14 protein-coding genes and 1 tRNA gene are annotated in these 13,646 nt (G+C 68.2%); 11 read left to right on the forward strand and 4 right to left on the reverse strand.

Annotated features, from left to right (window positions below; translation table 11 throughout):
* Nucleotides 1-7: 7 nt before the first annotated feature.
* Complete coding sequence (locus tag AN478_RS08070) at nucleotides 8-508, reverse strand: A24 family peptidase (protein ID WP_176758746.1); 501 nt, start codon at nucleotides 506-508, stop codon at nucleotides 8-10.
* 123 nt (nucleotides 509-631) lie between these two features.
* The gene (locus AN478_RS13580) at nucleotides 632-808 is read right to left on the reverse strand and encodes a Flp family type IVb pilin (RefSeq protein ID WP_074471321.1); all 177 of its coding nucleotides are present in this window, start codon (nucleotides 806-808) and stop codon (nucleotides 632-634) included.
* A gap of 995 nt (nucleotides 809-1,803) precedes the next feature.
* Between AN478_RS13580 and AN478_RS08075 the strand changes: the two genes are divergently transcribed.
* Both AN478_RS08075 and AN478_RS08080 read left to right on the forward strand, forming a co-directional pair.
* A tRNA-Ser gene (locus AN478_RS08075) sits at nucleotides 1,804-1,891 on the forward strand.
* A gap of 21 nt (nucleotides 1,892-1,912) precedes the next feature.
* A complete protein-coding gene (locus AN478_RS08080; protein ID WP_054966107.1) occupies nucleotides 1,913-2,185 on the forward strand; it encodes a hypothetical protein in 273 nt (90 codons plus the stop codon).
* Between the two features lie 143 nt (nucleotides 2,186-2,328).
* Here the strand turns inward: AN478_RS08080 and AN478_RS08085 are convergent, their stop codons facing one another.
* Together AN478_RS08085 and AN478_RS08090 are read right to left on the reverse strand one after the other, a co-directional pair.
* Entirely contained in the window at nucleotides 2,329-2,664 is a 336-nt protein-coding gene (locus AN478_RS08085) for a hypothetical protein (protein ID WP_054966108.1), read from the reverse strand.
* 112 nt (nucleotides 2,665-2,776) lie between these two features.
* A complete protein-coding gene (locus tag AN478_RS08090; protein WP_054966109.1) occupies nucleotides 2,777-3,640 on the reverse strand; it encodes a DMT family transporter in 864 nt (287 codons plus the stop codon).
* Between the two features lie 126 nt (nucleotides 3,641-3,766).
* Between AN478_RS08090 and AN478_RS14120 the strand changes: the two genes are divergently transcribed.
* The 9 genes from AN478_RS14120 (at nucleotide 3,767) to gspC (ending at nucleotide 13,641) form a co-directional block, all read left to right on the forward strand.
* Nucleotides 3,767-4,081 carry an MTH1187 family thiamine-binding protein gene (locus AN478_RS14120; RefSeq protein ID WP_054966110.1) on the forward strand — a complete coding sequence of 105 codons (315 nt, stop codon included), beginning with the start codon at nucleotides 3,767-3,769 and terminating at the stop codon, nucleotides 4,079-4,081.
* 143 nt (nucleotides 4,082-4,224) lie between these two features.
* The gene (locus AN478_RS08100) at nucleotides 4,225-4,551 is read left to right on the forward strand and encodes a tetratricopeptide repeat protein (RefSeq protein ID WP_054966111.1); all 327 of its coding nucleotides are present in this window, start codon (nucleotides 4,225-4,227) and stop codon (nucleotides 4,549-4,551) included.
* A 45-nt stretch (nucleotides 4,552-4,596) separates the two neighbouring features.
* Nucleotides 4,597-5,484, forward strand: coding sequence for a cysteine synthase CysM (cysM, locus tag AN478_RS08105; RefSeq protein WP_054966112.1), 888 nt, complete (start codon nucleotides 4,597-4,599; stop codon nucleotides 5,482-5,484).
* Nucleotides 5,485-5,664: 180 nt separating this feature from the next.
* On the forward strand, nucleotides 5,665-6,459 hold the full coding sequence (locus tag AN478_RS08110; RefSeq protein WP_054966113.1) for a 3'-5' exonuclease: 795 nt from the start codon (nucleotides 5,665-5,667) through the stop codon (nucleotides 6,457-6,459).
* Nucleotides 6,449-7,783 (forward strand): 23S rRNA (uracil(1939)-C(5))-methyltransferase RlmD, encoded by a 1,335-nt coding sequence (rlmD, locus tag AN478_RS08115; protein ID WP_054966114.1) that lies wholly within the window; start codon nucleotides 6,449-6,451, stop codon nucleotides 7,781-7,783. The genes AN478_RS08110 and rlmD overlap by 11 nt, the downstream gene beginning before the upstream one ends.
* Nucleotides 7,780-8,205 (forward strand): hypothetical protein, encoded by a 426-nt coding sequence (locus AN478_RS08120; protein WP_054966115.1) that lies wholly within the window; start codon nucleotides 7,780-7,782, stop codon nucleotides 8,203-8,205. The genes rlmD and AN478_RS08120 overlap by 4 nt, the downstream gene beginning before the upstream one ends.
* Nucleotides 8,206-8,223: 18 nt before the next feature.
* Nucleotides 8,224-10,623 (forward strand): ATPase, T2SS/T4P/T4SS family, encoded by a 2,400-nt coding sequence (locus tag AN478_RS08125; RefSeq protein WP_054966116.1) that lies wholly within the window; start codon nucleotides 8,224-8,226, stop codon nucleotides 10,621-10,623.
* 102 nt (nucleotides 10,624-10,725) lie between these two features.
* On the forward strand, nucleotides 10,726-12,234 hold the full coding sequence (locus tag AN478_RS08130) for an AbgT family transporter (protein ID WP_269434446.1): 1,509 nt from the start codon (nucleotides 10,726-10,728) through the stop codon (nucleotides 12,232-12,234).
* Nucleotides 12,235-12,741: 507 nt separating this feature from the next.
* A complete protein-coding gene (gene gspC, locus AN478_RS08135) occupies nucleotides 12,742-13,641 on the forward strand; it encodes a type II secretion system protein GspC (protein ID WP_176758747.1) in 900 nt (299 codons plus the stop codon).
* Nucleotides 13,642-13,646 lie beyond the last annotated feature (5 nt).

Raw genomic sequence — 13,646 nt, forward strand, 5'->3', positions numbered from 1 at the left:
GGAACCGTCACAAGATCAAGGCCGGTAAGCTCGGGGCCAGGAAGAGGCCGGCGAGGGTCCCAACGGCAATGGCCACCGCGTAGGGCAGCTGCACCGGCCCGGAGCCGGCCTCGCTTCCGGTCAGAGGCTGCCTGGTTGCAGGCGAAAGGCCCAGCCGCTGCCAGGACGCCCGCAGCCCGGCCCGCCAGATCAGGGCAAATACGCCCAGGAGGCCCCCCGCCAGGACCACCCCCCCCAGGACGGCCAGGGCCAATTTCCAGGTGACGATGGCGCCCACGGCGGTCAGCAGCTTCACGTCCCCGGCCCCGAACCAGCCCAGGGCGAACAGCGGAAAGGTGAGCCCGAGCAGGAGCAGGGCGCCCGCGAGGGCATAAAGAAGCCCCGCTAGGCCGCCTATCCAGGCGTTGACCGCCAGCCCCGCCCCCAGTCCGGCAAGCACCAGCCGGTTGGGGATGCGGTGCTCGCGCAGATCGAAAAAGCACCCAGCTATGAGTATGGGAATGAGCACCCCGATAACAGGCAAGGATGTCAGGCTGGATAAAACTGCGGGCATTTTGCGGGCTCACCAAATTCAGATAGATAACTAGGAAACCGGCCGGGTTGTTCCCGACCGGAAAACCCGTAATAACTTTTACGCGTCTGGATTTTGGAGCGTTGTTACGATGTTATCGAAGGCTGCCTCAACTTCACCGCCCAAGGTGACTACAGTTGCAATCGCAACAACGGCGATTAACGCCACCATAATGGCGTATTCCACCATGGTGGCCCCGGATTCTTCGTGCACGAAACGGCGGATCAGCTCTTGCATGGGATCTCCTCCTGGCAAGAAGTTCTTAATGCTAGGAATGACCGTCCCTGGGTATGGCAAAGACAGCCTTCCCAATCTTCTTTGCATCCGCCGTGCCAACAGGGTCCCCCCCCTTTGGAATCCGTCGGATGCGGGCGCGGAAGGCAACGCCTCTAAACGCTTTCCCTATGGCTATACGGTTTGTTTACAGGGCGCTCCACCCGGGAATGCTTCTCTATTCTTAGAAATTGCAAGGAAAACAGGGGATTTCGTTACCCTCCAGCCAGCTGGGAGCTGTAAAATCCCGCGTCGGCTTTCCCGGTTCACGCGAAGCGGGCCTGTGCGAAAACCCAAAAGCCGGGAGGCAGCCCGAGTCCGATGCACGGCACCTGCGGATCGGGCTGCGAAAGGCCTCGGGGCCTACGCCAAGGAGCCCCGAGGCGCCCGCTCCCGCCCATCGTGCCGGCAAGGGTCGGTCGATTCCGCGTGCCCCTACCATCCCTGTTTATCCCGGGTCCCGAGGACAGGCTCCGTCGGTGTCCTTTACGGTCAGTAGGACGTAAGCGGGGAAAAAGGACAACATCGGGAGAACCCGTAACTTCCTGCGGCTTTCCCATATTCTCCAGTCCTGCCTTTTTGGCTGGAAAGTCTTTATTTTTCTGATGGTTGAAATCTTTTTTGTCGAAAGTGGTAGGGAAGTAAAGGACAAAAGACCGAACTCTTTGTTCAGTTAATGTCCGGGAAGGAAGCACCGTTAGGTGAAACCAAGGGGGTAGCAGCGTAAGCGGGGCGCCCTAGGGAGGGAATCCGGACATTTCTCGGTTTGCCGGGGAAGCGGCTGGGGACGGATTTGCTTGCAGTCGGTGGGGTGGTAGCCTCGGGGCGTCCCTCGCGGACCTTCCTCCGGGTTTCCAGGCTAGCCCGGAGACTACGGGGCAGGGGACAACACCAGGCCCGTGGCCGGATCCCGGGAGGCAAGGCGGCCCGGGGCCATCTTTGCTAGGATACGGACCGTCGGAGGGGTGGCAGAGTGGACGAATGCGGCGGACTTGAAATCCGTTGGGCCTTCGGGCCCCGGGGGTTCGAATCCCTCCCCCTCCGCCAACCAGCCCTTGGGGGTGATGGATGATCGAGGTGAAGCGGGTAGGCGACGGCGACCCCATGGAATTCGAGGTCACGGTAAGCGAGGGCGGTGGCCAGTCCAGCCACCGGGTGACCTTCGCCGCGGACCATCAGGCACGGATTTGCGGGCAGGCCTCCCCGGAGGCCTGCTTGGAGGCGGCCTTCCGCTTCCTCCTGGACCGCGAGCCCAAGGAGGCCATCCTGGGCACCTTCGACGTCTCCGTCATCGCCAAGTACTTTCCCGACTTCGAGCGGAAGGTCGGGGCCTACCTTTAGCGGAAAAGAACCGGAACGGCGGCAAAAGCCGCGCCCATTGCCCCCGCCCTGAAAGGACTGTCAGGGGAGGGCGCGTTCTCCCGGGACAGGCCGAAGTCCCACCCCCTTCCGGTGTGCATCCCCCGCTCCCTTCCTAGGGGGACTTAAACCTCAATCTCGTGCTGCCAGAGGAAGTTGCGGATCTCCTTCTGCTCCATTTCCTCGAGGTAGCTGAAGGGCCACATGGTGCTGGTGTCCTCCACGCCATCCTCGTAGGCGTGGCGCAGGACCCACAGACCCTCTTGCTCATCCCAGAAGAATTCGATGAAGGGCTCGGGCGGGGCGTGCTCGTACTCCTTCGGCCAGTCGCAGGTGTACTCCAGCGGGGTCAGGCCGTACTCGTGGTAGCGCTCCCGGACCTCTTCCTCCGGGAAGGGGTTGTCGAAGGGCACGCGGTCGCGGATGTGGCGGCGGATTTCCTGGAACTCCGAATCGGCCATGGCGCATACCTCCTTGCTAACCCGGACGTGGCGGTGACGAGGCGAGGATCCAACCGGGGCTCCTGGTCCTTACTCGGCAAGATAAACCCGGCCCGGATGGGTGGCAAACCGGTCAGCTCCGGCGCCGCGCCGCTCCCCGCTCGCGGATGGCCAGCCCTCCGGCCAGGATCACCAGCAGGGCCCCGAACACGGCCGGCGTCCCGGGCACCTCGCCCCAGACCACCCAGCCCACCACCGCGGAGAACACCACCACGGTGTAGGTGAAGGGACCCACCTGCGCGGCCGGGGCATAGGCGTAGCCCCGGGTGAGCAGGAGCTGCCCGCCGGTGGCGCAGATCCCCATGGCCGCCAGCAGGGCCCACAGGGCGGGCTCGGGGGTCTGCCAGGTCCAGGGCAGGGGCAGGGCGGAGCCCAGGGTGGAGATGACCCCGAAATAGAACACAATCCGCGTGGTGGGCTCGCTGGCGTGGAGCCGGCGAACGGCCACGAAGGCCACCGCCGCCAGCACCCCAGCAATAACGCCCAGCAGGGCGGCCGGCTCCAGCATGCCCTTCCCGGGCTGCAGGATGAGGGCGATCCCCACGAAACCGATGGGAATGGCCCACCGCAGGGCCCGGGGCACGGGCTCGCCCAGCCAGAGGGCGGCGATGAAGGGGATGAACAGGGGGGCGCTGTAATTGAGCAGCACCGCCGTGGCCAGCTCCAGGTGGCCGAGGGCGTAAAAGAAGCAGTACATGGCCGCCAGGCCGGTAAGCCCTCGGAACAGGTGCAGGCCGGGATGCTCGGTGCGTAGGCCCGCCATGCCACCGCGGATCAACCAGGGGGCCAGGGCCACCAGCCCCAGGAAGCTCCGGAAGAAAACCACCTCGGTGTAGGGGAGATGGGCGGAGGCCGCCTTGACGGTCGCCCCGGTGAGGGCAAACATGAATGCCGAGGCAACGATATAGCCTGCGGCCCGCCGAGGGTCGTGCTCCATGCCGGTAATGCCGATCCTGCAAAAGCTTGGGCCGGGTCGCAGCCAGCCTGCGGGTGGGGCCCACGATTGTACAGCAACCGCTCCGGTCGGCCACGGGGCGGGCCTTCAACCTACGGGGAGCTTCCGATGGCCTATACCGTGAATTACTCCGTGATCCCCCTGACCCACAGCGGCGGCCACGTCGGCGACCTGGTTGCCCAGGTGGTGGAGCGGGTGGAGAAGAGCGGCCTGGAGTACCGCCTGACGGCCATGGGCACGCAGATCGAGGGCGAGCTCGACGAGATCTTCGACCTCATCAAGGACTGCGAGCGGTTGGTGGAAAAGGACAGCGAACGCTTCTACACGGTCCTGACCATGGACTATCAGCGGGGTGAGAAGGGCGCCCTGACGGACAAGGTCCAGTCCGTGGAGACCCGGTTGGGCCACGAGGTGAAGCACTGAGCCTGTTCAGGGCCCCGGCCGCCGGCTCCACGGCCCCGGAGCGGCCCACCCGTACCACGCCCCCGTCAGGCCCGCCACCGGGATCGGGACCTGGCGGGGGTGTCTTGTAGAATAGGGCTGCATCCGGTGAGGGGGAGTGCGCCATGGCCCGGGAAAGCGACGAGGAAAAGGTCCGCCTTCTGGAAGCGGACGCACAGGAGGGCGAGCCCCGCGCCCAGCGGCACCTCGCCAACCGGTATCTGCGCGGCCGCGGGCTCCCCACCGATCCGGCCCAGGCGGCCTACTGGATGCGGCAGGCCGCCGAGCAGGGCCTCGCCCCCGCCCAGCGCAGCTACGGGGAGTTCCTGGAGCAGGGCATCGGCCTGGATCCGGACCCCGACGCCGCCCGAGGCTGGTACGCCGCCGCGGCCAAGCAGGGCGACCCGGTAGCCCGGCGCCACCTCCACCGCCTGGAGCATTCCGAGGACTGAGCCCACAGCCCTCCCGACCTTCCACCCACCCGGCAAGAGGACCCCATGGCGAGACTGGAAGAGCTGGTCGGCAACACCCCGCTCTGCGAGCTGCGCCGCATAGGCCCCCGGGACAAGCCCGTCCGCCTGTTGATCAAGCTGGAGGGGAACAACCCGGCGGGCTCGGTGAAGGACCGTCCGGCCCTGTCCATGATCCTCGGCGCCGAGGAACGGGGGGAACTGGCCCCGGGCTCCCGCATCATCGAGCCCACCTCGGGCAACACCGGGATCGCCCTGGCCATGGTGGCGGCGGTGCGGGGCTACGAGATCACCCTGGTGATGCCGGAGAGCGCCAGCGAGGAGCGCAAGATGCTCATGCGCGCCTACGGCGCCAGGCTGGAGCTTACCCCGGCCGACCAGGGCATGGAGGGCACCATCGACCGCGCCCGGGAGATGATCGAGGCCGATCCGGGCGCGGTCATGCTCGACCAGTTCGCCAACCCCGACAATCCGCGCGCCCACTACGAGGCCACCGCCCCCGAGATCTGGCGGGACACGCAGGGGCGGGTCACCCATTTCGTCTCCTCCATGGGCACCACCGGCACCATCATGGGCTGTTCCCAGTATTTCCGGGAGCACGCGCCCCAGGTGGAGGTGGTCGGCGCCCAGCCCAGCGAGGGCTCCCGCATTCCCGGCATCCGGGCCTGGCCCGAGGCCTATCTGCCCCGAATCTACGACCGAAGCCAGGTGGACCGCATCGTGGGCGTGGACCAGTCGGCCGCCGAGGACATGGCCCGACGCCTCGCCCGCGAGGAGGGCCTGTTCCTGGGCCTGTCCGCCGGCGGCGCGGTGGTGGCCATGCTGGAGGTGGCCGAGGCCCTCGACGAGGGCGTGGTGGTGGGCATCGCCCCGGACCGCGGCGACCGCTACCTGAGCACCGGCCTGTACGCCTGAGGCCGCCCCCTCCCAACCGCACCCCACACCCGTCCCACGTAGGGATCCCGTTCCCCCAGCAACCCGCCCCCGAAGGGTCGGGACAGGGGGCAGGCCCCGTGCTACCCTGAGCCTGCGCGCCGGAAGCGCCAGCAGGCGCGTCGCGGCCCCCAAACGCGAGCCAACCGGGGAATGCCTAGGGTGAACGTACTGGTTTTCGACATCGAAACCGTTCCCGATATCGAGGGCGGCCGCCGCCTGTTCGGCCTCGACGGCCTCTCCGACGAGGACACGGTCCGGGCCATGCTGGCCTTGCGCCGTCAGGAGAGCGGCGGCCGGGAGTTCCTGCGCCACCACCTGCACCGGGTGGTGGCCATCTCGGTGATCTTCCGGCATCCCCGCCTGGAGGAGGGGGTCAAGGTCTGGTCCCTGGGCGAGGCCGAGTCCACCGAGGGCGAGCTCATCCAGCATTTCTTCGACGGCCTGGAGCGCTACACCCCTACGCTGGTGTCCTGGAACGGCTCCGGCTTCGACCTCCCCGTGCTCCACTACCGCGGCCTGATCAACGAGGTGGTGGCCCCGCGCTACTGGGAGGAGGGGGACGGCGACCGGGAGTTCCGCTTCAACAACTACCTGAACCGTTTCCACAAGCGCCACACCGATCTCATGGACGTCCTGGCCGGCTACCAGGGCAACGCCAACGCCCCCCTGGACCAGATCGCCACCCTGCTGGGGCTCCCGGGCAAGATGGGCATGGACGGCAGCCAGGTGCTGGATTCCTGGCTGGAGGGCGATATCGCGGGCATCCGCCAATACTGCGAGACGGACGTGCTGAACACCTACGGGGTCTACCTGCACTGGCTGGTGAACACGGGGCAGCTCGCTCCCGGGGAGCGGGACGAGGAGTTCCGGCTCCTGGCGGGGCACCTGACCGGCTCCGGCGAGGAGCACCTCCAGGCCTTCCACGACGCATGGACGGGACGGCATGACGGCTAAGGCGTCCAGCCAGGAAATCGCGGGAGAGGTCCGCATCGACGACCTGGACCACGACGGACGGGGCGTGGGCCGGGTGGAGGACAAGGTGGTATTCGTCGACGGCGCCCTGCCCGGGGAGCGGGTGACTTTCCGCTACACCAAGCGGGGCCGGCACTACGATCAGGCGCGGGTGGCCGAGATCCTGGAGGCCAGTCCGGACCGCGGGGATCCCCCCTGTCCGGTGTTCGGCCTGTGCGGCGGCTGCTCCCTCCAGCACCTGGACCCGGAGGCCCAGGTGGCGGCGAAAGACCGCATGCTCGCCGACAACCTGGAGCGCACCGGCGGGGTGTCCCCGGAGCGCCGGCTGGACCCGCTCGACGGTCCCCACTGGGCCTACCGGGCCAAGGCCCGCTTGAGCATCCGGTCGGTGCGCAACAAGGGGGTCCTGGTGGGCTTCCGGGAGCGGGCGAGCAGCTACGTGACGCAGATGGACGCCTGTCCGGTGCTGGCCCCGCGCCTGGAGCCCCTGATCCCCGCGCTCAAGGAGCTGGTGGCGAGCCTGAGCCGGCCGGATCGCGTTCCCCAGGCGGAGGTGGCCGACACGGAAGGCGACGCGGTGGTGGTGCTCCGTCATCTCACCGAGCTCACCGATTCCGACCGGCAGCTTCTGCTGGATTTCCAGCGGCAGCAGGGTGTGGTGGTGGAGACCCAGTCCAAGGGCCCGGAGACCGCCATGCCCATCGACCCCGAGCGCCCCGCCGACCTCCGCTACTCCCTCCCCGAGTTCGGCCTGACCCTGCGCTTCGGCAGCACGGACTTCATCCAGGTCAACGCTGAGGTAAACCGCCAGCTGGTGAGCCGGGCCCTGGCCCTTCTGGAGCCCGGGGAGGGCGACCGCCTCCTCGACCTTTTCTGCGGGATCGGCAACTTCTCCCTGCCCGCCGCGGTCCGCGGCGCCCAGGTAGTGGGCTTGGAAGGGGAGGAGGCCCTTGTCGCCCGGGCCGCCGACAACGCCGCCGCCAACGGGCTGCAGGAGCGGACCCGGTTTGCCACGGCGGATCTCACCGAGACGCGCTTGGCGGACATCCCCGGGGCCGCGGAATGCAACAAGGTTCTGCTCGACCCGCCGCGCAGCGGGGCCGTGGAGGCGGTGAAGCAGCTGGCCGGGGAGCTGCGGCCGCGGCGGGTGGTGTACGTCTCCTGCAACCCGGCCACTCTGGCGCGCGACGCCGCCATCCTGGCCCAGGCCGGCTATCGGCTGAAGGAGGCGGGGATCGCCAACATGTTTCCGCACACGGCCCATGTGGAGTCCATGGCCCGCTTCGAGCTGGAGGGTGGGGAATGACGGAGGACCCGATCCGCAGCTTCGACGACCTCCTGGCGCGCCTGGACCGCTTGGCCGACGCCGCGGAGCAGGGCCCCATCGACCCCGTGATCACCGATTACCTGCGCATGACCCGGGACCGGCTGGTGCGCCTGCGGGAACGGACCGGCGAGGAGCGGCGCCTCGCCCCCCGGGAGGAGGACGGCGGCAAGGGGCGTCTCGTGGTCCACGGCGTGGCCTACCCCGTTGAGATCGTCGACCGCTCCGCCACGGGCTTCGGCCTCCGGGCCTTCGAGGAGCTGACGCCGGAAACCTACGCCCGCCTGGACATCGACGGCGAGAGCGAGGAGGAGATCCATGAAGGCCTTATCACCAATTGCCGGGCGGAGGGGGACGGCTACCGGATCGGCTTGGACGTGGCCTCCTCGCTGCGCATCGGCTGAGGGGGCGCGGAGCCAGCCTTGACCACCGCACGGCCATCGGACCTTCCCCAGGAGCTGATCGAAAGCGGCCTGGCGGACCCCGAAACCCTGGAGGAGGCGCGGGAGCACGCCCGGGCCGAGAACATCCCCCTGGACCAGGCCCTCATCGACACGGGCGCGGTGGCCGAAGGGGAGCTGGTCCAGTTCGTCGCCGACCGCTACCACGTGGCCACCGTGGACCTGGACGAAGCCCCGCTGGACGCCGACCTGCTGCCCCTGCTTCCCGTCAGCACCGCGCGCCGCTACCTGGCCATTCCCCTGCACAAGAAGGGCCACGCCATCGTGGTGGCCATGGCCGAGGCCTGGAACGTCGCCCGGGTGGACGAGGTGCGCTTTTCCATCGGGCGGCCCATCAAACCGGTCCTTGCCGCCCGGTCCGCCCTGCGGGAAAAACTGGATGAACTGTTCCCGCCCCCGGAGGAGCCTGAGGAGGAAGCCCCGGAAGAGGAGGAATACGACTTCCTCCAGGACGCCCTCAACGAGATGGAGGACGAGGGCCACGCCGACGACGAGGAGGAGGAGCAGAACGAAGCCGCCCAGCGGTTGCTGCAGGAAAGCACCGCCTCGCCCATCGTCAAGATCGTCAACGACATCCTGATCCGCGCCATCCACAAGGGGGCCTCGGACATCCACATCGAGCCCCAGGAGTCCATGGTCACGGTGCGCTTCCGGGTGGACGGGGCCCTCCGCGAGGTGATGAACCTCCCCGCCAAGGCCCGCAACGCCATCGTCTCGCGCATCAAGGTCCTCGGCGGCATGGACATCTCCGTGGCCCGGCGTCCCCAGGACGGCCGCATCAAGCTCCATTACCGCGACGAGCCCCTGGACCTGCGCGTGTCCACCCTCCCCACCTACTGGGGGGAGAAGGTGGTGATGCGCGTCCTGGACCAGTCGGGGGAGGGACTGGAGCTGGACAAGCTGGGCTTCCTGCCCGGGGAGCGGGAGCGGATCGAAGCCATCATGCACCAGCCCCAGGGCATGCTGCTGGTTACCGGACCCACCGGATCGGGCAAGACCACCACCCTGTATTCCGTCCTCGGCGCCATCAACCAGGAGGACGTGAACATCATCACGGTGGAGGATCCGGTGGAGTACCAGCTGGCCAAGATCAACCAGGTGCCGGTGAACCCCAAGGCCGGCATGACCTTCGCCGCCGGGCTGCGCTCCATCCTGCGCCAGGACCCCAACGTCATCATGGTGGGCGAGATCCGCGACCAGGAGACCGCCGAGATCGCGCTGGAATCCGCGGAGACCGGCCACATGGTCTTCTCCACGCTGCACACCAACTCCGCCGCCGGCGCGGTAACCCGCTTCCTCGACATGGGCGTGCCCGGCTACCTGCTGGCCTCCAGCGTTTCCGGGGTCCTCGCCCAGCGCCTCCTGCGCCGCAACTGCCCCGAATGCAGCGAGCCGGTGGAGGTGGGGGAGGGCCTCCGCACCAAGTACAACATCCCCGAGGAGGTGGTCTTTTACGAGGGCAAGGGCTGTTCCGCCTGCGACGGCCAGGGCACCAAGGGCCGGATCGGCGCCTACGAGCTTTTGCTTGCCGACGCCGAGGTGCGCGAGGGGATCCACAAGGGGGTCATGGAATCGGAGCTGGTGGACACGGCGCGGACCAGCGGCATGCACCTGATGTTCGAGGACGGCCTGATCAAGGCCATGCAGGGCAAGGTGTCCCTGACCGAGGTGCTGCGCGCACTGGAACTGCCCCCCGGGGTGGAGGTGGACGGCGGCCGCCTGTGGGAGGAGTCCGATAAGCCCTGGGCGGACCGCGGCCCGGCCGCCCACCGCGCCGCCACCTTCCGGGACCAGGGGGAGGACGGGGAGGGCGAGCGCCGAAGCCGTGCCCTGGTGATCGGCGTCGAGGCGGCCACGGTCAAGATGCTGGCCCTGCTGCTGGAGGACGAGGGCCTGGAGGTGGAGACCAGCGATTCCGGGCGGCAGGGCCTGGACCTCATCCGGCACCATCGCCCCGAGCTGGTGGTGGCCGAGGCGGACGCCCCCGAGCTTGCCGGCGAGGCCCTGGCCGAGACCTTGCGGCGGGAGGAGAGCCTGCGGGATATTCCCCTCATTCTGATCGGCGAGGAAGAGGACGTGGGGCGGGAGGCCGCCGCCCTGGGAGCGGGGGCCGACGATTTCCTGGCCAAACCCCTCGACCCCCGCCGCCTGCTGGCACGGGTTAACCGGTTGCTGGCGACCTACCGGCGCCTTGCCGGTGAGGAGTTGGCGGGGAAGGAAGAACCGCATGAACCGGATGCCTCCGAAGAGGAAGAGGGGGAGGAGGCCGCGGACGAGCTGGACGAACCGTCCGCTCCTCCGGAGGAGGAAGAGGGGGATTCGGGGGAAGGGGACGAAACGGAAACCGCCACCGAGGACTGAGCACCCTACTCTGGAGGGGTCGGGCGGTTTCGTTCCGCACGGGGAAAGGAGCGGACTATCAGCGCGGGGCCTCAGACGGGAGAGCATGGCTGGCTGGCGGTTCTGGAGCGGCTGGGCAACCGGCTTCCGGAGCCCGCCACCCTGTTCTTCCTTGGGACCCTGGTGGTGCTGGCGGTCTCCCAGGTGGCCGAGAGCGGCGGCTGGGCGGTGGAGAAGACCGTTACCGGGGAGAACGGCCCCACCACGGAAACGGTGGCCGCCCGTGGGGTGCTGGACAGCGGCGGCCTATGGTGGCTGTTCTCCAGCATGGTGGAGAACTTCGTCACCTTCCCGCCCCTCGGGCTGGTGCTGGTGGCCATGCTCGGCATCGGGCTCGCCGAGCGCACGGGGCTGCTGCCCGCCCTTATCGAACGGTCCCTGGGCGGGGTGGCCCCGGGCCTGGTTACCCCGGCCCTGCTGCTGGTTGGGATCCTCTCCTCACTGACCCTGGACGCGGGCTACGTGGTGCTGCCGCCCCTGGCCGCCGCCCTGTACGCCTCCCAGGGGCGCTCCCCGCTGGCCGGCATCGCCGTCGCCTTCGCCGGCGTATCCGCGGGCTTTTCCGCCAACCTCGTGATCACCGGCCTCGATCCCATGCTGGCGGGCCTATCCACGGCCGGCGCCCGGATCCTGGACCCCGATTACCGGGTGGCCGTCACCGCCAACTGGTGGTTCATGATCGCCTCCACGATCCTCCTGCCCCTGGCGGGCTGGTGGGTGACCCGGCGCTTCGTGGAGCCGCGCCTGGGAACCCGCGGTCTGGAGCAAGCCGAGCAGGAGGGAGGGCAGCGGGCCCACCGTACGGACCGGGGGGTCGAAGCGGCGGCCTTGCGCTCGGCCGGCTGGGCCCTGGCACTCACCCTGGGAGCGATGGCGGCCCTCGTACTGGTACCGGGCGCCCCCCTGCACGGGGAAGGGGCGCGCTTCGCCCGCTGGGTGGAGGCCATCGTCCCTATCCTGTTGATCCTCTTCCTGATCCCCGCCGTGGCCTACGGCGTCCACGCCGGGGCCATCCGGTCCGACCGCGACGCCGCCGGGCTCATGGGGCGGACCATGGCGGACATGGGCCCGTACATCGTGCTCGCCTTCTTCGCCGCCCAGTTCATCGAAGCCTTCCGTTATTCCCGCCTCGGCGAGATGCTCGCCATCGTCGGCGGCGATCTCTTGGCCTCCCTGTCCCTCCCGGCCACCGTGCTCATGGCCGCCTTCGTGCTCGTCACAGTGGTGGGCAACCTGTTCATCGGCTCGGCCTCGGCCAAATACGCCTTCTTCGCCCCCGTGTTTGTCCCCATGTTCATGCAGGCAGGCATCAGCCCCGAGCTCACCCAGGCGGCCTACCGGGTGGGGGATTCCGTGAGCAACGTCGTCACCCCCCTCAACCCCTACATGGTCATCATCCTGTCACTCATGCAGCGGTATGTTCCCGGTGCCGGATTGGGCACCCTCGTGGCCACCATGCTCCCGTACGCCGTGGTCTTCCTTCTCGTGTGGATAGGCCTCCTGACCGTGTGGGTGGGAGCCGGGTGGCCGCTGGGTCCGGGTGCGCCCCTGACCGTAGCCTCCCTCTCCTGAGTCCGCCCCGGAAGCCTCCTTCGGGCCCACTACCCACAACGGCCTTCCCATTGAGGGGCCGGCCCCCTGCGCCCCAACGGTTTGCAGGCCGGGAAGTAAGGTGGTGATTTTAAATGTTTCCTGCAATAGTGGGGGAGTAGCCACGGAAGGACCCGGCCATTTTATTCTTTTCGGGAATGCCTGGCCGGGGCAGGGCGCTCGCATCGCCCCGGGATACCCAGGACCCATGACCCGTCCCTGCAACTCTCCTAATAAGGGGTAGCCCCCGGAGCGGGTTGCGGAAATGCGGGGTTCCCATTGCCTCATGGGCGAGACCATTTACACTATGCGGTCATCCTCCCTGGCGGAGGGGTATTCCAGGACCGCCTAACCCGGCGAGAAGGCCGGGCTATTTCCCTGAACGGCCCGGTAGCAGGGTGCCATCGGGGCCGCAAGCCCCGGACCGAACCCTCTCCACGACCGCACTACGAGACGCTTTAACCCATGGCCCATATCCCAGCGCCCGATATGACAAGCTTGCTTTCCCGGTTCTCGCCCACCACCGGCATCCGCTTGGCCGAGGGGGTGCTGGTGGTGGCGCTTGGCGTGGCCCTGGCCGATCTCACCTGGGACGTTTTTCCCCCTTCCCCACCCTCGGCGGGACTCTCGCAGGGCCCGGAGTCCCCGTCCGTCCCCGGCGGCTTCCAGGCGCCCGTGGGCGGCTCCCCGGGGGCACAAGGGAGGGAAGGACCGGTCTCCGAGAGCACGCGGCGCCTGTTCGGCGTTCCCGCCTCGGAGGGGAATGGCCCCGGGGCCGACGCCCCGGTGCGCGAGACCCGGCTGGATCTGACTCTCAAGGGGATCCTTGCCCGCCAGGAGGGCACGCAAAAGGTGGCCCTGATTGCCAGCGGTGAAGGGGAGGAGGGGGTGTACCGGGTGGGTGACTCGCTTCCCGGGGGTGCGGAGATCCTGCGTATCGAGCCGCGCCGGGTGATCCTGCGCCGCAACGGGGTGACGGAGGCCTTGAACCTGGAGGTAACCGAGCTGGAGGGGAGGGCATCCCGGCAGGGCTCCGCAGGGTCAGGATCGGGCATCCGGAAAGAGGGTGCGAACCGGCGGGTGGTCTCCCGGCGCACTGTCCGCCAGAACCTCGAGAACCTGCCCTCCCTGCTGCGCCAGGCCAAGGCGGTACCGCACAGGGTGAACGGGGAGCCGGCCGGCTTCCGCATCGTGAACATCCAGTCCGGCAGCATCTACGAGGATCTCGGCCTGCGGGAGGGAGACGTGGTGAAATCGGTGAACGGGCAGGACATTCGCACGCCCTCGGACGCCCTGGGCGCCTACCGGGAGCTGAAGAACGCGGACGAATACAAGGTCCGCTTGGAACGGGACGGCCAGGAACAAACCCTCAACTACTCCGTTCGGTAATCCAT

The sequence above is a fragment of the Thiohalorhabdus denitrificans genome, assembly GCF_001399755.1.
In the GTDB taxonomy this organism is placed as follows: domain Bacteria; phylum Pseudomonadota; class Gammaproteobacteria; order Thiohalorhabdales; family Thiohalorhabdaceae; genus Thiohalorhabdus; species Thiohalorhabdus denitrificans.

What these genes read in the sequence shown, in the direction of transcription:
- AN478_RS13580 (WP_074471321.1), bottom strand. Translation starts at nt 808, where the DNA reads ATGCAAGAGCTGATCCGCCGTTTCGTGCACGAAGAATCCGGGGCCACC.
- AN478_RS08090 (WP_054966109.1), bottom strand. Translation starts at nt 3,640, where the DNA reads ATGGAGCACGACCCTCGGCGGGCCGCAGGCTATATCGTTGCCTCGGCA.
- cysM (WP_054966112.1), top strand. Translation starts at nt 4,597, where the DNA reads ATGGCGAGACTGGAAGAGCTGGTCGGCAACACCCCGCTCTGCGAGCTG.
- AN478_RS14120 (WP_054966110.1), top strand. Translation starts at nt 3,767, where the DNA reads ATGGCCTATACCGTGAATTACTCCGTGATCCCCCTGACCCACAGCGGC.
- AN478_RS08100 (WP_054966111.1), top strand. Translation starts at nt 4,225, where the DNA reads ATGGCCCGGGAAAGCGACGAGGAAAAGGTCCGCCTTCTGGAAGCGGAC.
- AN478_RS08080 (WP_054966107.1), top strand. Translation starts at nt 1,913, where the DNA reads ATGATCGAGGTGAAGCGGGTAGGCGACGGCGACCCCATGGAATTCGAG.
- rlmD (WP_054966114.1), top strand. Translation starts at nt 6,449, where the DNA reads ATGACGGCTAAGGCGTCCAGCCAGGAAATCGCGGGAGAGGTCCGCATC.
- AN478_RS08120 (WP_054966115.1), top strand. Translation starts at nt 7,780, where the DNA reads ATGACGGAGGACCCGATCCGCAGCTTCGACGACCTCCTGGCGCGCCTG.
- AN478_RS08085 (WP_054966108.1), bottom strand. Translation starts at nt 2,664, where the DNA reads ATGGCCGATTCGGAGTTCCAGGAAATCCGCCGCCACATCCGCGACCGC.
- gspC (WP_176758747.1), top strand. Translation starts at nt 12,742, where the DNA reads ATGACAAGCTTGCTTTCCCGGTTCTCGCCCACCACCGGCATCCGCTTG.